Genomic DNA, 22,671 nt, shown 5'->3' on the forward strand with positions numbered 1-22,671 from the left:
GGTTGCAATTAATCTTAATTAGAAACCCGGTTTCTAGGGATATTTGCGATCGCTTCCAGAAACCGGGTTTCTGTAGAAATCTTAATTTGTGGCAATTAATCTTAGTGAGAAACCCGGTTTCTAGGGATATTTGCGATCGCCATCAGAAACCGGGTTTCTATAGATATCTTGATTTGTGGTAATTAATCTCAATGAGAAACCCGGTTTCTAGGGATATTTGCGATCGCCTCCAGAAACCCGGTTTCTGTAGATATCTTGATTTGTGGTAATTAATCTCAATGAGAAACCCGGTTTCTAGGGATATTTGCGATCGCCTCCAGAAACCCGGTTTCTGTAGATATCTTGAATTTGTGGTAATTAATCTCAATGAGAAACCCGGTTTCTAGGGATATTTGCGATCGCCTCCAGAAACCCGGTTTCTGTAGATATCTTGATTTGTGGTAATTAATCTTAGTGAGAAACCCGGTTTCTAGGGATATTTGCGATCGCCATCAGAAACCGGGTTTCTGTAGATATCTTGATTTGTGGTAATTAATCTCAATGAGAAACCCGGTTTCTAGGGATATTTGCGATCGCTTCCAGAAACCCGGCTTTTGCGGAAGTCCTGAGCTTGTAGCCGAGAAACATCACTCCTGAGATCCTCAATAGGTTTTTCTTCCCGTTAAGCTGTCTAGTGTTCCCGGTTTCCTGCTATAATTATTAAGATATTTGAAATTTTTTCAATTTCTTGCAAAACTCGGTTACAAGACCCAATCTTATGTCTCTTCCCATTCGCAACGTTGCAATTATTGCCCACGTCGATCACGGCAAAACGACCTTAGTGGACGCACTTCTCAAGCAATCTGGCATTTTCCGTGAAGGGGAAGAGGTTCCAGATTGTGTCATGGACTCTAATGATATTGAACGGGAACGGGGTATTACCATTCTCTCCAAAAATACCGCAGTTCGCTATAAAGACACCATTATTAATATTATCGATACTCCGGGTCACGCCGACTTTGGGGGCGAAGTAGAACGGGTGTTAGGCATGGTGGACGGTTGTATTTTAATCGTTGATGCCAACGAAGGGCCCATGCCTCAAACCCGCTTCGTCCTCAAAAAAGCCTTAGAAAAGGGTTTACGGCCTATTGTTGTGATTAACAAAATTGACCGTCCTCGCGCCAACCCCCACACCGCCGTTGATAAAGTCTTAGATTTATTCCTCGAACTCGGTGCTGATGATGACCAATGCGAGTTCCCCTATCTATTTGCGTCCGGTTTAGGGGGGTTTGCCAAACGCACCCTAGAGGAAGAAAGCTCAGATATGCAGCCGATGTTTGAGTATATCCTCGAATATGTTCCACCCCCAGTGGGAGATGTGGAAAAATCCCTACAAATGCAAGTCACCACCCTCGATTATTCTGAATATGTCGGGCGCATTGTGATTGGTAAAATTCATAATGGCGTGATTAAAGCCGGACAACAAGCTGCCTTAATGAAAGAAGACGGTAGTATTGTTAAGAGCAAAATTACCAAATTAATGGGATTTGAAGGCTTAAAACGAATTGAACTGCAAGAGGCATCTGCTGGAAATATTGTAGCGGTGGCTGGATTTGCCGATGCTAATATTGGGGAAACGATTACCTGTCCCAATGAACCTCTAGCGTTACCCTTAATTAAAGTCGATGAACCGACCTTACAAATGACCTTCTCGGTGAATGACTCACCGTTTGCGGGACAAGAGGGAACTTTCGTGACATCGCGGCAAGTACGCGATCGCTTAATGCGAGAATTAGAAACAAACGTTGCTTTGCGTGTGGACGAAACCGACTCCCCGGATAAATTCTTAGTCTCAGGACGGGGAGAACTACACCTCGGTATTTTAATTGAAACTATGCGTCGGGAAGGGTACGAGTTCCAGGTTTCCCAACCCCAGGTGATTTATCGGGAAGTCAACGGTCAACCCTTTGAACCCTTTGAATATTTGGTCTTAGACGTACCCGAAGAAGGCGTGGGTAGCTGTATTGAACGCTTAGGTCAACGACGGGCGGAAATGCAGGATATGCACGTTGGCGGTAATGGACGGACTCAGTTAGAGTTTGTTGTTCCCGCACGGGGTTTAATTGGCTTCCGAGGGGAGTTTATGCGGATGACTCGTGGGGAAGGCATTATGAACCACAGTTTCCTCGAATATCGGGCTTTATCGGGAGATATTGAAGCCCGTCGTAACGGCGTATTGATTTCCTTTGAAGAAGGAGTCAGTACCTTCTACGCCATGAAAAATGCCGAAGACCGAGGGGTGTTCTTTATTAAGCCCGGTACTAAGGTGTATAAAGGCATGATTGTGGGTGAACACAACCGTCCTCAAGATTTAGAACTCAATGTCTGCAAAACCAAACAATTGACCAACCATCGTTCCGCCACCGGAGATGAACTTGTTCAGTTACAAACCCCTGTGGATATGAGTTTAGAACGAGCCTTAGAATACATTAGCTCTGATGAATTAGTGGAGGTTACACCCGAATCTATTCGTCTACGCAAACTCAGCAAGAAGTTAGTAAAACGTTAAACTTCCCTTAAACCCCTGTAGAGACGTGCCATGGCGCGTCTCTACAGGGGTTTATTGTTTTTCCTAATATTTTTTTCCGTCTTTCCCTGTTCCCTGTTCCCTGTTCCCTGTTCCGCTATATATTTTTTTCTTAAACGTGGTATAATTTTAATAATAAAAATCAATAGTAAATCGTTCATCTCCCCCAAGCACTAAACAGGAGGGTGATATTTTAGTTGTTTGGAGAAGACGGAAGTAGGGAATTTTCCCGAAGGAACGCACAACACTGTTTTACCTCAAATGAAAGGTTGGTAGTGATGTTAGTACCTTCTTTGTTATCCCTTGCAATTTCCATTTTTGCAGCTTTACTGAGTGTAAGCACCAACGAAGAAATCGTTCAGGTTATTGCAAGGGGAATTGCTTTGGTTGGTTTGTTAGCGAGTTTAGTTCTAGCACCTTGGTTGGTGTTGCTAATTTTAGCAGTCCCCCTCATGGGCCTTAAACTAGCTCAAAATCCCCAATAAACACTCCAAATCAAGGCTATAGGTTTACCTGAGAGAATTGATGGGTATCTTCGTCAATTTCATTAATTGTATTCTACCACACACAAGTATTTTCAAACTTATGCGTGGTTTTTTGGGTTTAGGAATTCGGTAGATGATATTGTTCTACAATTTTTTTAGCAAAATCAGGAACGTGAGCGTCTAACTTTTCAGGATGATTCCGTTTGACATACAGATAATTGCGAGTAAAGTGAGAATCAATCGAAAACCGAGCATATTCTAACCCTCTGGGGCCAATTTTATCAATCACTACCCCCATTAATTTAGCAGCCCACATCGGTAATGTAACTTCTTTATCATAGGCGGGAATACTTTGTTGCACCGCTTGTTTGCGATTGCCTTGAGCGATAACAGGTTGAGTATCGAGTTGATCTCGAACTAAATCTAACATGAATTGTCCGGTTTCATTGCGAACTACAATCCATTGCCACCCAAACGTTGCCCCCATATATCCTACAACTAAATCCGCCAAAGAATTGACATAATCAAAACAACTCAAACAGGAGGGGGCAAAAATATTCTTTAATTCTTTTGTATTTAACCCGAAAAATGGAACCGTTTCTACAGAACCATCCTCATGTTTAAAATGAACTCGGAAATCCTGCATAAATTCATAATAAACAACAGTATCTGGGGATTTACTTGTCGTTTCTAAGAATTTTTGCAATCCCGCACGGGTGACATTATCAACGCAGGGCGTTCCCAAAACATAGAGTTTTTCTAACCCTAATTCTTTCTCAACCGCCCGCAAAGCTTGAATTTGACAGCCCACCCCAATCACTAACAGTTTTTTTAAATTTGACTGTTGGATTTGTTCTAAAATTGATAAATTGGGGGATAAGGTAGGTTTATTAACTTTAGCAGCTAAAATTTCTTCCGGGGTTCTGGCAATTACAGGTTGAGGTTGAAAACGGTCTTCTTTTGAATTTTGAACACAAACCACCCCTTCAACTAACCCTCGGTTCAGCATTTCAATGGCAATGGTACTCACAATTCCCGTCCATTGTGCGCCTTCAATGGGTTGTTTTTTCTTAGCTTGCATCATATCTTGATGCACTCCAAAATAAACATCATCCCAGTTGTCTAAATTACGGCGACGTCCGTGAGCTTCTGCTTCTAATTCGGCAATTTGTTGATTCAAAAACGCACAGGCTTCTTTCACATAATGAATATAATAGGTGTCGCACAGACCGCACTCGCTACAGAGTTCTTTCGCAGGGCGACGACCCCCTGGTTTCATACCTTTAGCTTTGAGATGTTTGGCTGGTTCTTGTAGTGAAGTCATTGATAGTTAGGTTTTGTTATTTTCCAGATTGTTCTAGCCCATATTTTACCGCAGGGCGAACCAATTTGAAATGCTTTAAAACCTACTCAAAAGTTTCGCGTGTTAGACTCTCATGGGGAAAGAAAAAGCTGGTTTAATAAACTCTGCCATATCTTCTACCGTGACATAACCTAGTTGCGAAGCCAATAACATTAACCCCCCCAGAATTGCTCTTAACTCTACTAAAACTTGCTGTTTATCCAACTTATAATTATACTGATTGTACTGATCATTAAACTCCCTTAATTGACAATTAAGCTGCTCACCCTCATGGGTTAAAATAACCGTAATATGGCAACTTTCAACAAAATCTATCCGAATATTTTGACCCTGTTCTAATTGACCAATTTGTTCGGGAAAGCGATCTTCAAATAACATACAAATATCAGGGTCAAAAAATACAGTAAACTGGATCTCACCAATTTCCCAGATAACTCGTTGATTATGCTCATAACAAAAACGTCGTAACCCTAATTCAAAATCAGATAATTCTCCTAATGGATCTTCTGGAGGTAAGGCGTAATTTTCTACATTTTGATCATCAATTTTAAAACTAAAATTCGTTATTTCTTTCATGCTAATTTACCTAGCTTTGACTTATTTTGATTTAGGCTGAACAACTGGATAAGCATATTTAATTGTTCCGTCATACTTTCTCCCAATTTCAACATAATAAACGTTTTCAGTAATCCTGCTATCAGAATGATAAACTCTACCAATCGGACGATTAAACTTAATAATGTACTGCCCATAATATTTAGGGATTAACTTTTCTGCTATTACCCAATCTTGAACATTTAACCATTGTCCTTGATCCTGATTTGTACTTGTTGATCTTCCTTGTAAGTTACTGGATTTGAGCTTGGAACCATGATGGCGGATAATATGATCGTAAGCTTTACTTGATTTAGCATTATCCCATTGAGGCTCTTGACCCTTCCCTCGCCAAATACAACCACTTCCTACCTCAACTGTTGAATCAATAATATCTGCTTCAATAATTTCGATAGTTTCTCCCTCACCCGATGCCACTCAATCCTCCTGTCTGATATTTTTAATACCGAACTAAAATATTAGTATCCAGTCCAATCATTTGCATTCTTATAAATAGCAGCTTCCATGTCTTCTAAACTTGCTTTTTTCATCCCAGGACGATGCAAAATCCCCGATAAACTTTCAACCGAAACATTCACAGGAAGAATTTTTACCTGTCCATTTTCATCAATGACAAATTCCACTTTACTACCTGTATCGAGTTTCAAGTAGTCTCGAATGACTTTAGGAATTGTGACTTGTCCTTTACTGGTTACGGTTGTACTCGCCATGAGCAAGAATTTTTACTAATAGTCCTTACTGTATTGTATTACATTTATGGCTAAAATCGCTGAAGTGGAGATTTTACCATTTTTACAATCATCCTTAAGCAGAACTCTGGCAATGTATTAATTTAAACACAAAACTAAGTGCAATCAAATCTCAGTATCCTTAAGTTAATACTCTAAAAAAAACCGTAATTTTACTGATGTTTTTGACTGTTGAGTTCTATTAAGATTAGAGCAGGTTAATTAAAACCCCTCTTTTACGGAAGATTAAAGTTATGAGTCAGCAACAATCTGAAGACAATTTAAAAGAAGCGACAGGTTACGCAGCGACAGGGGCAGCCGTTGGAAGCGGAGTAGCTGCAACCGTTGGCGGGATGGGGTTAGTCGGTGGTTTTGGGGGTGTAGCGGTCGGTGCAGCACCCGTTGTAGCCGCAGGTGCAGTGGTGGGAACAGCAGCTTATGGTGCGAAAAAAGCCTTAGAAGAAGGAGATGCAACGGCGTTAGGTGCAATAGCGGTAGGTGCGGCTGGAGGTGCTGGGGTTTCTGCGGTTGTGGGTGGTATGGGTTTAGCGGTGGCGGGAACAGCCGTTGGAATTGGAATGGCCCCTGTTGTGGCAGCAGGTGCGGTTGTGGGGTTAGCAGGGTATGGGATTAAAAAGTTAGTCGATGATCATCTAGGAAATTTAGAACAAGAACAGTTAGGAAATGCGATCGCAAATAAACTCAATGAAAATTTAGAAACTGCGAAAAAAGCGAAATTAGAAGCGGAACAAGCAGCACGAGATGAGTTTTGGAAACAACGAGATCTAGCCGATCTTTCTAATAAAATAAACCTTATCAAAAGTATCAGCAAGCCCAATGATTAAACATCACTAATCGTCAAAATACAAAGCTCAACCATCTATCAGAATCAATAACTGATGTTTCTACAGGTTTAGTGACCAATAATAGTCAGTGGGTTTGGTACTTGGGTAGTCGATCTTACCCTATATTCAAAAAAAGCGTTAACAGGAGAATAAAAATGCCACTTTTTCTACCATTAGTCCTTAATCTTTCAGTTCCCATATTAGGTAGTATTTTTAGTATAATTATCCCACTTGCAACTAATATTTTAGCCTTCACAATTTCAAGAATTCCTAAAATACCAAGTTACATCAAATTGTTAACTATACTTTGGAAAGATAGCAGTCCTGATGCACTAGGGTGGCGCTACTTAAATGCCTGTTTCTTGCTTTTAGGAAGCATTCTATCTTTCATGGCTTATTCTCTTGTGCCAGGAACAGCAATACCTATCATTAGCGTGGTTACTGTACCTGTAGCATCTATGTTATCAATTGTGATTGCACTAACATCATTAGACTTCATTTTTAACTTAAATGGAGAATACTATCGAAAAAAATTGCAAGCCGAAGCACATTATGCAGGAGTTGAGGATCTATTCAATGATATTAATGACTTGCATAAAATTTTAGGTAACTCATGGAATAAAGTACAAAATAGCATTAAAGATTTTTCAGAAAAACTTCAACAAGAAAGAAAAAATAATCCTCAAAACTTTAGCAATTTTGAGGAGGCAGTTAATTATCAGGTTCAGGGATTAACACTCTTTTTAGATAAACAATCTCTACCTGAAAAGCAACAAGTTGATCCTGACAAATTAAGACAAATTGTAACAGATAGTTTTGATTCTTGGATTAAGGATATTGCTAACGTTTCTGCTGGATTAGGAATTGGTAGCTTGGCTGGTGTAGGTGCTGCTTCTGCTGCATCATCGGTATTTGTTCAAGCTGGTATTTGGACAGGGATTCAAAGTTTCTTTGGATTATCAACAGGAGGAATTGTTGTTAGTGCCACAACCTATGGACTTTTGACAGTTGCAGCACCGATAGGAATTGGTGCATTAGCGACTGTTGGTATTTTAAGTGGATTAGCTACCCTTAAGAATAAAGAAGAAAGTGCTAAAATGAGTGCTTTTCTAGGTGATATCTTAATTTGTAGCTTACCTATGGCATGGGCAGACGGACATCTTGATGAACAGGAAAAAGATACACTTCAGCGATTAATTGTATGTTCTGGAATGCAAGATAAAGATAAAAATCGAGTTTTAGAATCTATGAAAAAGAGAGCAACTTTTGACGAGGTTTTTGAAACAACTTTACTTTTTGACGAACCTCACCGTCAGGAATATTGTAAACAAAGCCCTAAAGAACAATTAAAGCATCGTTTGTTACTAAAAACGGCTTGGGAATTAGCGATCTCTGATGGAGTTATTGTTCCTGAAGAAGTTAAATTACATGATCGGATGGCTCGTAAATTATGTATTCCTCTTGAGGATGCTGAAGAACTTCGACGAATTATGAATCTTAGTTCAGGAGCGATTATTTATGAAATGGTAGATGGTTTTCCTTACCGTAAGAGACGAGATATACGAAATCGTTATCTTTCTCCAGGTTGTAAATTATCATATCCCTCTTCTGTCACTCTCCGAAATCAACAAGTAATAAAAAGTAGAGTTATCCATTGGGAAAATAAGATTGAAATTGATTAATATTCTCAATTAATTTATGAAAACCCACTAATAAGGAATGAAAAATCAATAAATGGATTAATGAGTGAGTTGAGGTACGGCTCGATAGTTCCATTTGGGTAAATATTCATCAAAAACAATTTTCAGAGTTTTTTTGAAATGATCAGTTACCTTCCGACCCGTTTGATAGACCTGATCAACGACATTAACAACGACAGATAGCCCTGTATTAGTACGAGTTTTTTCCATGAGAGTTTTGACCAAACCAAGACTGGTAAAAATCACTCCTTGACAAGCTCGAGTTAGATGAGGAAAAAGTCGATGTTCAATGGGATTATATTTAGATGTATAGGGAGGGTAATGAGCAATTCTGATCTCAATTCCAATTTCATCCACTAACTTTTGTAAATCTTGTTTAAAAATATAATGATTAGCATTATTACTGCCACCCCCATCACACTTAGCTAAAATCGAATTGGCATGAGGATAGAGAGCTTTTCCATAATGATTCCACCAATGTTTAAGAGCATTACAAGCAAATTCACTGGTATCTTTACTGTTACCTAATGTTACATATCCTCGGTTTTTTTGAGTATCGTAAATGCCATGGGGAATGACTTTTCCATGACCTAAGCTCCAAAAATCATGATCCCAAGTAGTAACAGGCTCAGTTGTATACAGAGTACCTGGACGATATAAATTCCCTAAAACTTCTTTCTTTTTAGTGTCAAAACTAATAATAGGATTACCGGCTTCTCTATACAGGGTATCGAGTCTAGCAATATTTTCAAATTGAGCATTTCGGTCTTTATTAATTCCTGTAGTTTGCTTTTTTTGTGCTTTTCGCTTGACATACCCATGCTTTTTTAAGAGTTTCTTTACGGTGGGAGGACTGATATTAAATCCGGCTTCCTTAAGTCCCAAAGCAATTTCTTTGTGGGTTAAATTAGTCCATTTAATTGACTCGTTCATAGGATCTCCGGCTGTGCGGGACTTTAACACTTCTAAAAAGGCTTCATCTATTCCAATTTGGGTGGAAAAAATACTTTTTCTTCCTCCTCCTTTTTTTCTAATTCTTACATCATTAATAGTCTGTTCATCCAGTTCTTTTAACTCTTTTATTCCTCGGACGATTGTGTTTCGAGTACAACCCAACAGTTTGATGATATAACTAATTCCTCCCCATCCCAGTTTTTGAGCCTCTATCGCTGCATATCTTCTTTTATCCTTTTCTGATAAAGAGTTATAAAACTTTTTCATTTCTTCCTCAATTGAACTAGAATAAAACATAGGTTTTAAGTTAAGTTGTGTAGTTTAATCGAAAAATCCGTTGCCCGGTTCTCTCAATTTTTGTAAAATCTGCCATCAGTGCCTATACTTCATTATACCTGAAGCCCATCAAGTTATTACTTTTTCATTCCTTACATTGTCGAAATCCATATTCCACCCATGTTCTTAACCCGTATAAATTACCTAATGTCTTTTTCATCTGGCTTCTCTTCTCTGTTAAATTTGTCATGACAAACGAAGTTGATGTTTCTGGCATCGTTTCTGGATCTGTGGTAATTTCCCAATAGGTTCTTGTACTTCTTTTCCCAAATATGATTTCTCTAATATATCTGGTTTCTGATTCTTGATTGCTAAAAATCCTCTCAAATTTACACCATTTGTTGGCTCTAACTTTCTGCTCGCTTGACATCCAGACTCCATGATTACTTCTTATTGCTAGTACCCAAGGAATTTGAAATTGATCTAATGTACTGATAAACGAACTACTTTCACCATAAAGGCTATCTGCTAATACCAATTCAATCTGAAATCCCCAATCAACCAATTCTGTTAGAATTTCTGATGCGATTTCAATCTTAGTTTTGTAGACATCTCCTTCTTTTAATGTTCCTTTGGGTTTAAATACTCTAAACACTAAAGGAAAGGTTATATTTTTATAAACACCGTAAGCATTAACTGATACTATTCCCCGATCTGTTTTGCCCACACTTCCCAAGTATTGTCTAGCTATATAGTCGGTTTTTTTTCCCTTTCTCCTATCTCCTGTCTCATCAATTATTACTATAATCTTCTCTCCTTTCAATGCTTTTAGAGTTCGGGCTAATCTTCTTTCCTTTAATTCCCTTGCTGACCAAGGCGAATTGGCTAAGAAATGATGCAGTGATTGTGGCGACCTAATTCCTACTATTTTAGCAATTTCCGGTAAAGATTTTCTCGGAATTGGTGAGATAATTCCTAGATGTAAGTATTTAAAACATTCGTAACTTCTCACTTCTGGGAATAGGTCTTTATAACCTTGACAATATTCATCAATCACTGAAACTGTTGGTTGTGCATCTCGGGCTAAATGTTTGATCATCTGTAATTCTACATCCATTACCCTATCCCCCTTCTAGCTACCCATCTGGTTTATTTTCTAATTTTACTCCTCGGAGACTGACAGAAGAGGGATAGATAGTTTATCAAAAAGTAGTGCAAGTCCCCTGAGTCACTTCTGGTTCCTTTTCTTGTTGTGGAAGGTATCAGAAGGTTCTCCGGGGAAAAATTCAGTGTCTAAAACTTCCTCTAGGGTATAGGGACATTCTGTGGGAAAATCCTGATCAGTTAGGGATGTTTCGCGTACAGCTAAGTCAATTCCACTTTGATAACCTTTGTGTAAAGCTTCAGGAAGATAGGGTTTTAAACTCGGATTTCCTGTTAATAAATATCCAATCTCTCGGCGTTGTCCCCGAAGAGCCACAAACTAACTTTTAGAGCGTTTACTGGGTTGAAACTGCCACTTCAGTAAATGACCAAGTAAAATTCCTAAACAGTTTCTTAACTCTTGACGTTTATGATAGGATAAATTTAATATAAATTTCTATAGCAATTCACAACCAATAGTCGATAGTACCAAATTTTATGCAAAATGATATTCTGTTGTTAGATAAAGTAGCTAAATTTGTGTTAACGGGTCAAGAACAAAAAATTGACTCTCATATTGTTGCTGAAAGTTTAATTCGATGTGAACATTGGGCGAAAAAAAACAAAGAACACTATAGTTTTGAATCCTTAGTTGGAACTTGGCAACTGTGTTGGGTAAGTGGAACCCATAAACTCCGTAAAAAAGCCGGAGTTTTTATCGGAAGCGGGTTTTATATTCCTCGATTTTTGAGTCTACAAATTATCTATTCTCAATATCCCCATCCCCTGTTACCCTTCAATCCACCCTCGGAAATAGATGCAGGAATTATTCAAAATTCTGTTCAGTTGGATGGGTTGAATTTAATCCTAACTGGCCCTGCTAAATTTGTAGGGAAAAACAATATTCTAGCTTTTGACTTTACCTGTCTTACGGCTAAATTCTTAGGATTAAACCTCTACAATGGAAAAATGCCTGGAACTCCAAGTAATGCTCAACAATTTTATCAAGATTCTATCAAAAAACAAGCTTTTTTTGCCTTTTTTGTAATCACCCCTAACTTGATTGCTGCGAGGGGAAGAGGTGGTGGTGTTGCGCTGTGGGCAAAAGTTTGAATCTAATATTATGGCTATGATCATAAACCGACTCAATAATAACGAATATCAGGAATTGGTCAAGCTCAGAAGGAGTTTATTGCCAGGTTCGGTTCGTTATCCCGTCGCTGATGACTATATATTATTGTTCTAAATTCTCGCAGGCAGAACACACTCCCATCAATACTTATCCTGCTGCTATCGGTGCTTAGGGTCTATACGATGCCCTAAGTAACCTTTACAAATGGACACCAAGCTGCCTTGAAGTTATGAAAGATTCTAGCCCTAAGCCTACGTTCAAGGAATTTTCCCTGGATTTTCGTTATGTCGCCAGTTAAATTTCCAAGCTCTCCAAGATTTGGAGAAGCCAAAACCATTACCAGACAACGATTTCCCCTATAGCAAAAAAAAGTCAAGGAAAGGGGTTGACAAACCTGAAGAGATTAGATACATTGGTAAATGCGCTTGAGAGACGAAAGAACCGAAAGCGCACCGAACCTAGAAAAAATAATACGTTTGAAAGTCGAATTAACGAACTCCTAGTCAAAAAATCAGGAGAGGAATCAGTTATAAAGACTGAGGACTCCCAAAAGATAACATGACTAGCAAGTCTAGTCAACAGAAGAGCTACAAATTCTTCAAAATGGAGAGTTTGATCCTGGCTCAGGATGAACGCTGGCGGTCTGCTTAACACATGCAAGTCGAACGGGAATCTTAGGATTCTAGTGGCGGACGGGTGAGTAACACGTAAGAACCTGCCTGTTGGACGGGGACAACAGTTGGAAACGACTGCTAATCCCGGATGAGCCGAGAGGTAAAAGATTAATCGCCAACAGAGGGGCTTGCGTCTGATTAGCTAGTTGGTGTGGTAAGAGCGCACCAAGGCGACGATCAGTAGCTGGTCTGAGAGGATGATCAGCCACACTGGGACTGAGACACGGCCCAGACTCCTACGGGAGGCAGCAGTGGGGAATTTTCCGCAATGGGCGAAAGCCTGACGGAGCAAGACCGCGTGGGGGAGGAAGGTTCTTGGATTGTCAACCCCTTTTCTCAGGGAAGAAGAAAGTGACGGTACCTGAGGAAGAAGCATCGGCTAACTCCGTGCCAGCAGCCGCGGTAATACGGAGGATGCAAGCGTTATCCGGAATGATTGGGCGTAAAGAGTCCGTAGGTGGCCCTTCAAGTCTGCTGTTAAAGAGCGAGGCTTAACTTCGTAAAAGCAGTGGAAACTGGAGAGCTAGAGTGTAGTAGGGGCAGAGGGAATTCCTGGTGTAGCGGTGAAATGCGTAGAGATCAGGAAGAACACCGGTGGCGAAAGCGCTCTGCTGGGCTACAACTGACACTGAGGGACGAAAGCTAGGGGAGCGAATGGGATTAGATACCCCAGTAGTCCTAGCGGTAAACGATGGAAACTAGGTGTGGCCTGTATCGACCCGGGCCGTGCCGGAGCAAACGCGTTAAGTTTCCCGCCTGGGGAGTACGCACGCAAGTGTGAAACTCAAAGGAATTGACGGGGGCCCGCACAAGCGGTGGAGTATGTGGTTTAATTCGATGCAACGCGAAGAACCTTACCAGGACTTGACATCTCTGGAATCTCTCTGAAAGGGGGGAGTGCCTTAGGGAACCAGAAGACAGGTGCTGCATGGCTGTCGTCAGCTCGTGTCGTGAGATGTTGGGTTAAGTCCCGCAACGAGCGCAACCCTCGTCGTTAGTTGCCATCATTAAGTTGGGAACTCTAGCGAGACTGCCGGTGACAAACCGGAGGAAGGTGAGGATGACGTCAAGTCAGCATGGCCCTTACGTCCTGGGCGACACACGTACTACAATGCTAAGGACAGAGAGCAGCCAACCCGCGAGGGAGAGCGAATCTCAGAAACCTTGGCACAGTTCAGATTGCAGGCTGCAACTCGCCTGCATGAAGGAGGAATCGCTAGTAATCGCAGGTCAGCATACTGCGGTGAATCCGTTCCCGGGCCTTGTACACACCGCCCGTCACACCATGGAAGTTCGCCACGCCCGAAGTCATTACTCTAACCCGCAAGGGGGGAGGGTGCCGAAGGCAGGGCTGATGACTGGGGTGAAGTCGTAACAAGGTAGCCGTACCGGAAGGTGTGGCTGGATCACCTCCTTTTCAGGGAGACCTACTTCTGGAGAAGTGCCAAATCCCAACAAAAAAAGCACTCACAGAAGTCATCCCAGGTCGGAACTAGGAAAAAGAAAAAGAGACTTTCAAACGTCAACTAGGTTGGGTAAAAGGGCTATTAGCTCAGGTGGTTAGAGCGCACCCCTGATAAGGGTGAGGTCCCTGGTTCAAGTCCAGGATGGCCCACCTAAACAATGTGGGGGTATAGCTCAGTTGGTAGAGCGCTGCCTTTGCAAGGCAGATGTCAGCGGTTCGAGTCCGCTTACCTCCACTAAACCCATCAAAACCGAGAACAAACTAGCACTACAGCTTTCATCACCAGAAAGAGTAAATGCTGGAAATGTTCCAGCCAGAACCTTGAAAACTGCATAGAAAAATCAGAAGGGATCAAAAATGAAACCCAAACCGGGAAGAAAAAACCCGGAAAATTTTGGTGTTCAGGAGTTCGGAAACGAACAGTGATTCAAAAAGAGAATTGGTCAAGATAGAAAGGGCTGACGGTGGAAACCTTGGCACACAGAGGCGAAGAAGGACGTGGCGACCGACGAAAAGCTCCGGGGAGCGGGAAGCAAGCAATGAGCCGGAGGTATCCGAATAGGGCAACCTAGAAACACTACATTGAATCCATAGATGTAGATGAGCGAACCGGGCGAACTGAAACATCTTAGTAGCCCGAGGAAAAGAAAGCAAAAGCGATTTCCCCAGTAGTGGTGAGCGAAAGGGAAACAGCCTAAACCAACTGGGTATCCAGTTGGGGTAGTGGGACAGCAAGACTGGACTTAGAGAATTAGACGAAGCAGATGAAACCTGCACCAGAGAAGGTGAAAGTCCTGTAGTCGAAAGTTTGAAGAGCCAAGCTGAATCCCGAGTAGCACGGAGCCCGTGAAAGTCCGTGTGAATCCGCCTCGACCACGAGGTAAGGCTAAATACTCCTGTGTGACCGATAGAGAAACAGTACCGTGAGGGAAAGGTGAAAAGAACCCCGGGAGGGGAGTGAAATAGAACCTGAAACCGTCAGCTTACAAGCAGTGGGAGTCCGATTAAACGGATGACCGCGTGCCTGTTGAAGCATGAGCCGGCGAGTTAAAGGCGATGGCAGGTTAAGACCGAAGAGGTCGAAGCCCAAGCGAAAGCGAGTCTGAACAGGGCGAAGTCGTCATCGTTTTTAGACCCGAACCCGGGTGATCTAACCATGTCCAGGATGAAGCTTGGGTAAAACCAAGTGAAGGTCCGAACCGACCGATGTTGAAAAATCGGCGGATGAGGTGTGGTTAGGGGTGAAATGCCAATCGAACCCGGAGCTAGCTGGTTCTCCCCGAAATGTGTTGAGGCACAGCGGTTGCAGAAAAATCTGGGGGGTAAAGCACTGATTCGGTGCGGGCTGCGAGAGCGGTACCAAATCGAGTCAAACTCTGAATACCCAGAGGAAAGCAACCAGTCAGACGGTGGGGGATAAGCTCCATCGTCAAGAGGGAAACAGCCCAGACCACCAGCTAAGGTCCCGAAATCATCACTAAGTGAGAAAGGAGGTGGGAATGCTCAGACAACCAGGAGGTTTGCCTAGAAGCAGCCAACCTTAAAAGAGTGCGTAATAGCTCACTGGTCAAGCGTTGCTGCGCCGAAAATGAAAGGGGCTAAGTGATGTACCGAAGCTGTGGAATATGATTGTATTGTATTGGTAGGGGAGCGTTCTGGCGTAGGGAGAAGCATTAGCGAAAGCAGATGTGGACGAACCAGAAGTGAGAATGTCGGCTTGAGTAGCGAAAATGTAGGTGAGAATCCTACACCCCGAAATCCTAAGGGTTCCTCCGCACGGCTCGTCCACGGAGGGTAAGTCAGGGCCTAAGGCGAGGCTGAAGAGCGTAGTCGATGGACAACGGGTGAAGATTCCCGTACCATTGGTAGATTGGTCAGGGGGACGGAGAAGGTGTGTGCTAGCCGGACGATGGTTACCGGTGCAACCGTTCAAGGTGTTGAGGTCTGGAGAAAACAGACTGAGCTAAGGCGGGAGTCCGACCCTCTAAGGAGGGGAAGTAGAGAGCATCAAGCTTCCTAGAAAAGCCCTAAAACCGTTAATTTATCAATGCCTGTACCCGAAACTGACACAGGTAGGAAGGTTGAGAAAACCCAGGGGCGCGAGATAACTCTCTCTAAGGAACTCGGCAAAATGGCTCCGTAACTTCGGGAGAAGGAGTGCTTATGAAAGTAAGTCGCAGTGAAGAGGCCCAGGCGACTGTTTACCAAAAACACAGGTCTCCGCCAACTCGAAAGAGGAAGTATGGGGGCTGACGCCTGCCCAGTGCCGGAAGGTTAAGGAAGTCGGTCAGGGGAAACCTAAAGCTGATGACCGAAGCCCCGGTGAACGGCGGCCGTAACTATAACGGTCCTAAGGTAGCGAAATTCCTTGTCGGGTAAGTTCCGACCCGCACGAAAGGCGTAACGATCTGGGCGCTGTCTCGGAGAGAGACTCGGCGAAATAGAATTGTCTGTGAAGATACGGACTACCTGCACCTGGACAGAAAGACCCTATGAAGCTTTACTGTAGCCTGGAATTGGGTTCGGGCTTCTCTTGCGCAGTATAGGTGGGAGGCGTTGAAGTCATCCTTGTGGGGATGATGGAGCCATCGGTGAGATACCACTCTAGAGAGGCTAGAATTCTAACTGGTTCCCGTGAATCCGGGAACAAGACAGTTTCAGGGGGGCAGTTTGACTGGGGCGGTCGCCTCCTAAAATGTAACGGAGGCGCGCAAAGGTTCCCTCAGAATGGTTGGAAATCATTCGCAGAGTGTAAAGGCATAAGGGAGCTTGACTGTGAGACTTACAAGTCGAACAGAGTGGAAACACGGCCTTAGTGATCCGACGGTACTGTGTGGAAAGGCCGTCGCTCAACGGATAAAAGTTACTCTAGGGATAACAGGCTGATCTCCCCCAAGAGTTCACATCGACGGGGAGGTTTGGCACCTCGATGTCGGCTCATCGCAACCTGGGGCGGAAGTACGTCCCAAGGGTTGGGCTGTTCGCCCATTAAAGCGGTACGTGAGCTGGGTTCAGAACGTCGTGAGACAGTTCGGTCCATATCCGGTGCAGGCGTAAGAGTATTGAGAGGAGTCCTCCCTAGTACGAGAGGACCGGGAGGAACGCACCTCTGGTGTACCTGTTATCGTGCCAACGGTAGACGCAGGGTAGCCATGTGCGGAGTGGATAACCGCTGAAAGCATCTAAGTGGGAAGCCCACCTCAAGATGATTACTCTCATTGGCTTAACCAAGTAAGGTCACGGGCAGAACACCCGTTTATAGGTGTTAGGTCGAAGTCCAGCGATGGATGCAGCCGAGACACACTAACAGACCGAGGGCTTGACCTCATCTCTTTTCTTCTGTTTCTCTATGCAGTCTTCAATGTTTTGTTTATATTTTTTCAATCAATTCAATCAATTCAATCAAAAAATCAAGCCTCTTTCTGATTAATTAGAAAGAGGTTTTGTTATTTTTAAGAATATTGGTTATTTGGCTGTGATCATGAGTTCTGATTTAATCCCTGTACCTGATCCTAAAGTACCCATGTGGCGTCGTTATGCGGCTTTAGGGATTGATTTCTTGTTGGTTGGGTTACTTTGTTTTGCTTTAAGTGCTAATGGCCTAACTCTCTTATTTGTATTTATGATTAGTTGGTTAGTCTGTCGTGTTGTTGTCGTATCTAAAAATCAAGGACAGAGTTTGGGACACTGGGCTTTTGATATTCGAGTAGTTGACAGCCAATTTTACCGAACCCCTCGCCTTTTAGAACTAGCAAAAAGAGAAGTGGTGATAGGGTTGGGTGCTTTTCTGTTTCTGCTCGGTTTAGGGAATCTAGCCTCTGGAAATGCCGCAATTTTGTTATTGATGCTGCCTATTATCATAGATTGTGGAGCCGTTTTATTCGATACCAGTCGTCACCCTCAGACGGTTCATGACCGTATTGGGCATACGATTGTGATTGGTAGCAGACGGGGCTACTCCCTGGATGTGAAAATTCGCTATTTTATTGACAAAGTGAAGCGAGAGATGAAATAATAAATATTTGTGCTTAAATAATCAAAACTGTTTACAATTATGGCTAAAGGTGTCCGCCTCGTTATTACTTTAGAATGTACGGAGTGCCGTACAAACTCGGATAAGCGTTCCCAAGGGGTGTCTCGATATACCACAACCAAAAACCGTCGGAATACAACAGGACGCTTAGAACTGAAAAAGTTTTGTCGCCACTGTAACAAACACACGGCTCACAAAGAAATTAAGTAATGACCCGGTTGGTGTTCATCCCTGAAACACTAACTTCCACTCTTAAACCAATTTCAGCAATTCATAGAGGATTAATTTCAGCATGACTTACTTCCGTCGTCAAGTTTCCCCCATTAAACCTGGAACTCCTATCGATTATAAAGATATCGAACTGTTGCGGAAATTTGTTACAGAACGCGGTAAAATCTTACCACGTCGGATTACCGGGCTGACCTGCAAACAGCAACGAGATCTGACACAAGCCATTAAACGGGCTAGAATTCTAGCTATGTTGCCTTTTGTGAACAAGGAAGGCTAATTTTATCTGTGGAAAAGGGTACTCTGATTGAGCTTAGATTACACGGGGAGCGTCGCCTCGCCGTTGCTGACCGACCTGAAGGTAAAAAACACTGGGTTGTTATTGATGAAAACCTCCTAGCTCATACGGTTCACCCTCGGCAAATTGCTTATGAGGTAACGGGGGCTACATACAAACCTGGGGATATTCGGGCGTTTACTAAAGAATTGCAGCCTTATCTTGATCCGTCAAGTTTAGAGGTGGCTTGGGAAATTTTAGTAGAGCAAGGAGATACCGTAGACCCCAAAGAAATGGCTCTGCTTTTGTTCTCAGAGCAGAGTCCGCCTCAATGTTATGCCAGTTATGTCCTGTTGTCTAATGATAAACTCTACTTCAAACAGAAGGGCGCTCGCTACGAACCTCGCTCTCCTAATCAAGTTGCAGAGATTAAACATCAGCAGGAAGTTGAACAGCAAAAGCAACGGGAAGTTCAAGAATATTGGCTGCGGGTACAAAAGAGACTAGCGGGTGAAGTGGTAGAATGGCAAAATAGTGATCGTACCCGCTTGGATGCGTTAGAGCGTTTTGCACTTTATGGAGAAGAAGCTTCCAATATTTCACCAGCTTTAGAAACGTTGGCAACTTTGGAACGACCTCAAACGCCCCAAGCTGCGTTTCAACTGTTAGTAGACTTAGGGATATGGGGTCTGCATGAAAACCTATCTCTACGTCGGAGTCAAATTCCCACCCAATTTTCAACTCAAGTGCTTGAAGTAGCTCGATGTTGCTTAAATTCTCCTCCTCCAGATCCCGATGCTAACCGTTTAGATCTGACTCATCTGAAGGTGTATACCATTGATGATGAGAGTACCCGTGAGATTGATGATGGTTTAAGCTTAGAGATTTTGGACGATGGACGACAACGAATTTGGATTCATATTGCTGATCCGACTCGTTTAATTTGCCCTGGAGATGAACTGGACTTAGAAGCTCGTCGGCGAACCACAACGGTTTATTTGCCGACGGGAATGGTTCCCATGTTCCCCTCAGAATTGGCAACGGGGCCGATGAGTTTAGTTCAGGGCCAAATTTGTTGTGCCTTGAGTTTTGGTGTGGTTTTGGACGCAACGGGTGGGGTAGAAGAGTATAGTATTCATGTCAGTACCATTAAACCAACCTATCGCCTCACCTACGACGATGTGGATGAGATGTTGCAAATTGGGATTCAAGGGGAACCTGAAATTGATGCTTTATCGATCTGGGCTAAACGTCGCAAGGAATGGCGAAATGCGAATGGGGCGATTAGTATTTATATGCCAGAGTCGCTGATTAAGGTGAATGGGGAGGAAATTAGTATTACGGTTTTAGAAGATTCCCCGTCCCGGCAAATGGTGGCGGAAATGATGATTTTAACCGGGGAAGTCGCCGCCCGTTATGGCCAAACCCATAATTTAGCTTTACCGTATCGCAGTCAACCGCAGCCAGAATTACCCCCGGAAGAAGAATTAATGCAATTGCCACCAGGGGCAGTTAGAGCTTGTGCCATGCGGCGTTATATGCCTCGTAGCGAGGTCAGTTTGACTCCTTCGCGTCATGCAAGCTTGGCGTTAGAGACTTATACCCAGGTGACATCACCCATTCGCCGTTATAGTGATTTGTTGGCTCATTTTCAAATTAAAGCCCATCTGCGAGGAGAAACCCCACCTTTTTCTGTAGAACAGATGCAGGAAATGGTGATGAGTTTAGGGCCTGCGGTGAAGGAAGCCTCTAAAGTCGAACGGGAAACGAATCGTTATTGGAGTTTAGAATTTTTACGGCGTAATAGCGATGAAATTTGGCAAGCTACGATGTTGCGATGGTTGCGGGAAGATGCCAATTTAGGGTTAGTGTTTTTAGAAGAGTTAGCCTTAGAATTACCGATGCGATTTAGTCGTTCTGTGGAAGTTGGAGAACAGTTTGAAGTGAAAGTCAGTCATGTTGATCCCCGTTTGGATGTGATTCAATTTCAAGAAATTATTACTCCGACTGCTTCATCAATGGTTTAGGATTTCTCCTAAAGATCTGTAAAAATCATTAATATTAGCTTGAGTTGTCAAAAAGCAAGCCAAGGTAGAGGTAGAGATCAAGATTTTCACCCCTGGTAGAAACGTCCCAGAACCCGTCTCTAAAACATCATTGGAAGGAGAACCTGATGAAAACCGTGAAGTCCGTACCCCCCTCTGACCTATTTATTCCATCGGGATATCTCAATATTATGGGTTATGTGGATGAATCCGAGGTCAATGGCCCTGGATGTCGGGCTGTAGTTTGGGTTCAGGGGTGTTTACGGGAATGTCCGGGGTGTTTTAATCCTGAGTCTTGGTCATTTAAACCCAATCAGTTAATTGCGGTTGAAGCTCTAGCGGAACAAATTTTACAAAATCCTCGAAATCAAGGGGTAACATTTTCAGGGGGCGAACCCTTTTGGCAGGCTGAAGCTTTAACTCAATTAGCGAAACTCGTTAAAGCGAAAGGATTTAATGTTATGTCCTTTACAGGGTTTACTTTAGCAGAATTAAAATCTATAGACGCGCCTCCCCACGCTCAAGATTTATTAGCAGAATTGGATATTTTAATTGATGGCCCTTATACAGAATCCTTAGCGATTCATTCTCCGAATTCTTTAGTTTCTTCTCGAAATCAACGGGTTCACGTTTTTAATTTGGAATTACAAGATCAACTCACTTGGGCTTCAGATCAAGTTGAAATTCATATTCTTAAAGATGGACGAAGAATTATTACGGGATTTCAAGGTCACATGAATTTAGATGATTAAGTAGGTAGGCAGAAAGAAACGAAAGTTAACTGGAGGATTAAGACGGCGTTGGGCTAACAAACCCTTAAAAACATTTACTGATGCTTTATCCGCTTTTAGAACAGCTATATCTTATCGATTTGTCGCTTGGCTCCAAGAGAATCATGACGTATTTGCTTTACACCTAAGTAATTTGGGGCTTGTTTGGGCTTGAACTTTGTTCAAGTCCCGTTAATACAGTAACCAATATAGCACTTCCAAATGAGTTATAATAAATGTAAGGTTAGCAATAATCCTCCAAAGCTGGCAACGGAAAATGAATCTAATCAACGAAATAGACAATTTTATCAATCAGACAAAAGATCCTAGAGAAATTAAAAGAGCGATCGCTGTCAAACTCAAATTACAAGGGAAAGCCTACCGGGAAATTCAAGACTTATTACAAGTTATAAAGGATTTATTAGCCAGTGGAAAAATCGGGTTCTTGTGGAAGGAGTAGAGAGTTTAAAACTCCAATATAAAGGAAGAAAAGGCTATCTAAGTCCCGAAGATAAACAGAAAGTTATTGAAGAATTAAGGGAAAGAGATTGGTTAAGATTGTCTGATTTACAAGTTTTGTTAGAAAGGGAGTATGGAGTCGTGTTTCAATCCCATCAAAGTTATTATAGCTTGCTGGAAGAGGCTGGCATCAGTTGGAAAAAAAGCCAAAAGAAGAATCCGGCTAAGAATGAGCAGTTAGTCCAAGAGAAAAAGGAAGAAATTGAAAAAAAGTTAGCGAGTTGGAAAGAAGAAATAGAGGCGGGAAAGCTGACGGTGTTTATGATTGATGAATGTCATCTTCTCTGGGGAGATATTTTAGGGTATGTGTGGGGAAGAACAGATAGAAGAATAGAAATTCCGATCAAAAATCAAAAAGAAAGGCAAACTTATTATGGAGCTTTAGATTACCAAACGAAAGAATTTATTATCAAAGGTTATGCGGCGGGAAATACAGAAAATACCGTAGACTTTATCCAGTATTTACAGCAGCAAAATCCGGGGAAAAGGTTAGCTATAGTCTGGGATAATGCCACTTATCATTGTTCTCAAAAGTTTAGAGATTATTTAACTGAAGTTAATCAAAATTTATCGGAAGAAGAATGGCGGATTACTTGTCTAAATTTTGCCCCCAATGCACCTGAACAAAATCCTGTAGAAGATATTTGGTTACAAACCAAAAATTTCGTGAGAAAATTTTATCATTTATGCCCATCTTTTAAAGTAATTAAGTGGCTATTCGAGTTTTTCGCTCAGGGTCAAATTTTTGATTTCCCCAAAATTTTTATGTATGGGATTTTGCCACAACCTATTTAGGATTGCTATATATATCGATCCCTAGCTGAAAAGCTTATTCCGGTTGACAGTTAAGCGA

Annotated in this window: 15 protein-coding genes, 2 tRNA genes, 2 rRNA genes, 4 pseudogenes and 1 riboswitch; of the genes and pseudogenes, 16 read left to right on the forward strand and 7 right to left on the reverse strand. The window is 42.3% G+C overall.

The window, feature by feature from the left end:
* Positions 1–757: 757 nt before the first annotated feature.
* Together typA and NMK36_RS07745 are read left to right on the forward strand one after the other, a co-directional pair.
* Entirely contained in the window at positions 758–2,548 is a 1,791-nt protein-coding gene (gene typA / locus NMK36_RS07740; protein WP_254173462.1) for a translational GTPase TypA, read from the forward strand.
* 170 nt (positions 2,549–2,718) lie between these two features.
* A riboswitch (Glutamine riboswitch) is annotated at positions 2,719–2,810 on the forward strand.
* Between the two features lie 34 nt (positions 2,811–2,844).
* Positions 2,845–3,051: a hypothetical protein gene (locus NMK36_RS07745; RefSeq protein WP_072720775.1), complete on the forward strand. Its 207-nt coding sequence runs from the start codon at positions 2,845–2,847 to the stop codon at positions 3,049–3,051.
* Positions 3,052–3,169: 118 nt separating this feature from the next.
* Here NMK36_RS07745 and NMK36_RS07750 read toward each other — a convergent pair whose 3' ends face one another.
* The 4 genes from NMK36_RS07750 to NMK36_RS07765 all read right to left on the reverse strand — a co-directional run bounded on the left by NMK36_RS07750 (position 3,170) and on the right by NMK36_RS07765 (position 5,739).
* Complete coding sequence (locus NMK36_RS07750) at positions 3,170–4,375, reverse strand: Coenzyme F420 hydrogenase/dehydrogenase, beta subunit C-terminal domain (RefSeq protein WP_254173463.1); 1,206 nt, start codon at positions 4,373–4,375, stop codon at positions 3,170–3,172.
* A gap of 102 nt (positions 4,376–4,477) precedes the next feature.
* A complete protein-coding gene (locus tag NMK36_RS07755) occupies positions 4,478–4,990 on the reverse strand; it encodes a hypothetical protein (protein WP_254173464.1) in 513 nt (170 codons plus the stop codon).
* Positions 4,991–5,011: 21 nt separating this feature from the next.
* The gene (locus NMK36_RS07760) at positions 5,012–5,446 is read right to left on the reverse strand and encodes a hypothetical protein (protein ID WP_254173465.1); all 435 of its coding nucleotides are present in this window, start codon (positions 5,444–5,446) and stop codon (positions 5,012–5,014) included.
* Positions 5,447–5,487: 41 nt separating this feature from the next.
* A complete protein-coding gene (locus NMK36_RS07765) occupies positions 5,488–5,739 on the reverse strand; it encodes an AbrB/MazE/SpoVT family DNA-binding domain-containing protein (RefSeq protein WP_072720779.1) in 252 nt (83 codons plus the stop codon).
* 272 nt (positions 5,740–6,011) lie between these two features.
* On the opposite strand from NMK36_RS07765, the gene NMK36_RS07770 reads away from it, so the two are divergent.
* Both NMK36_RS07770 and NMK36_RS29085 read left to right on the forward strand, forming a co-directional pair.
* Positions 6,012–6,602, forward strand: a complete 591-nt coding sequence (locus NMK36_RS07770) for a hypothetical protein (RefSeq protein WP_254173466.1) — start codon at positions 6,012–6,014, stop codon at positions 6,600–6,602.
* Between the two features lie 1,139 nt (positions 6,603–7,741).
* Positions 7,742–8,074: pseudogene (locus tag NMK36_RS29085) on the forward strand (TerB family tellurite resistance protein); the annotation flags it as partial.
* A gap of 267 nt (positions 8,075–8,341) precedes the next feature.
* Here NMK36_RS29085 and NMK36_RS07780 read toward each other — a convergent pair.
* From NMK36_RS07780 to NMK36_RS07790, 3 genes and pseudogenes are all read right to left on the reverse strand, one after another.
* The gene (locus NMK36_RS07780; protein ID WP_072721577.1) at positions 8,342–9,553 is read right to left on the reverse strand and encodes an ISAzo13 family transposase; all 1,212 of its coding nucleotides are present in this window, start codon (positions 9,551–9,553) and stop codon (positions 8,342–8,344) included.
* 127 nt (positions 9,554–9,680) lie between these two features.
* Positions 9,681–10,649 (reverse strand): annotated as a pseudogene (locus NMK36_RS07785) (IS701 family transposase); the annotation flags it as partial.
* Between the two features lie 111 nt (positions 10,650–10,760).
* A pseudogene (locus NMK36_RS07790) lies at positions 10,761–11,126 on the reverse strand (DUF29 domain-containing protein).
* 47 nt (positions 11,127–11,173) lie between these two features.
* Here NMK36_RS07790 and NMK36_RS07795 point away from each other — a divergent pair.
* The 12 genes and pseudogenes from NMK36_RS07795 (at position 11,174) to NMK36_RS07850 (ending at position 22,613) form a co-directional block, all read left to right on the forward strand.
* Positions 11,174–11,788 (forward strand): hypothetical protein, encoded by a 615-nt coding sequence (locus tag NMK36_RS07795; RefSeq protein WP_254173468.1) that lies wholly within the window; start codon positions 11,174–11,176, stop codon positions 11,786–11,788.
* Positions 11,789–12,407: 619 nt separating this feature from the next.
* Positions 12,408–13,898, forward strand: a 16S ribosomal RNA gene (locus tag NMK36_RS07800).
* 124 nt (positions 13,899–14,022) lie between these two features.
* Positions 14,023–14,096 (forward strand) — tRNA-Ile (locus NMK36_RS07805).
* Between the two features lie 12 nt (positions 14,097–14,108).
* A tRNA-Ala gene (locus tag NMK36_RS07810) sits at positions 14,109–14,181 on the forward strand.
* 206 nt (positions 14,182–14,387) lie between these two features.
* A 23S ribosomal RNA gene (locus tag NMK36_RS07815) occupies positions 14,388–17,273 on the forward strand.
* Together the 16S and 23S rRNA genes with 2 tRNA genes alongside form the textbook arrangement of a ribosomal RNA operon.
* Positions 17,274–17,427: 154 nt before the next feature.
* A complete protein-coding gene (locus NMK36_RS07820) occupies positions 17,428–17,961 on the forward strand; it encodes an RDD family protein (RefSeq protein ID WP_072720782.1) in 534 nt (177 codons plus the stop codon).
* 39 nt (positions 17,962–18,000) lie between these two features.
* Positions 18,001–18,189, forward strand: coding sequence for a 50S ribosomal protein L33 (gene rpmG, locus NMK36_RS07825; protein WP_072720783.1), 189 nt, complete (start codon positions 18,001–18,003; stop codon positions 18,187–18,189).
* An 82-nt stretch (positions 18,190–18,271) separates the two neighbouring features.
* On the forward strand, positions 18,272–18,487 hold the full coding sequence (gene rpsR, locus NMK36_RS07830) for a 30S ribosomal protein S18 (protein ID WP_026788747.1): 216 nt from the start codon (positions 18,272–18,274) through the stop codon (positions 18,485–18,487).
* An 8-nt stretch (positions 18,488–18,495) separates the two neighbouring features.
* On the forward strand, positions 18,496–20,511 hold the full coding sequence (locus NMK36_RS07835) for a ribonuclease catalytic domain-containing protein (RefSeq protein WP_254173469.1): 2,016 nt from the start codon (positions 18,496–18,498) through the stop codon (positions 20,509–20,511).
* A 146-nt stretch (positions 20,512–20,657) separates the two neighbouring features.
* The gene (locus NMK36_RS07840; RefSeq protein ID WP_072720785.1) at positions 20,658–21,281 is read left to right on the forward strand and encodes a 4Fe-4S single cluster domain-containing protein; all 624 of its coding nucleotides are present in this window, start codon (positions 20,658–20,660) and stop codon (positions 21,279–21,281) included.
* A 22-nt stretch (positions 21,282–21,303) separates the two neighbouring features.
* Positions 21,304–21,474 (forward strand): annotated as a pseudogene (locus NMK36_RS07845) (IS701 family transposase); the annotation flags it as partial.
* A 102-nt stretch (positions 21,475–21,576) separates the two neighbouring features.
* Positions 21,577–22,613 (forward strand): IS630 family transposase gene (locus tag NMK36_RS07850; RefSeq protein WP_139294985.1). Its coding sequence is split into 2 segments (ribosomal slippage): positions 21,577–21,709 and positions 21,709–22,613, totalling 1,038 coding nucleotides; the frame shifts between segments, so codons are not numbered across the junction.
* The last annotated feature ends 58 nt before the right edge of the window (positions 22,614–22,671 follow it).

The sequence above is a fragment of the Planktothrix pseudagardhii genome, assembly GCF_904830925.1.
GTDB lineage: Bacteria > Cyanobacteriota > Cyanobacteriia > Cyanobacteriales > Microcoleaceae > Planktothrix > Planktothrix tepida.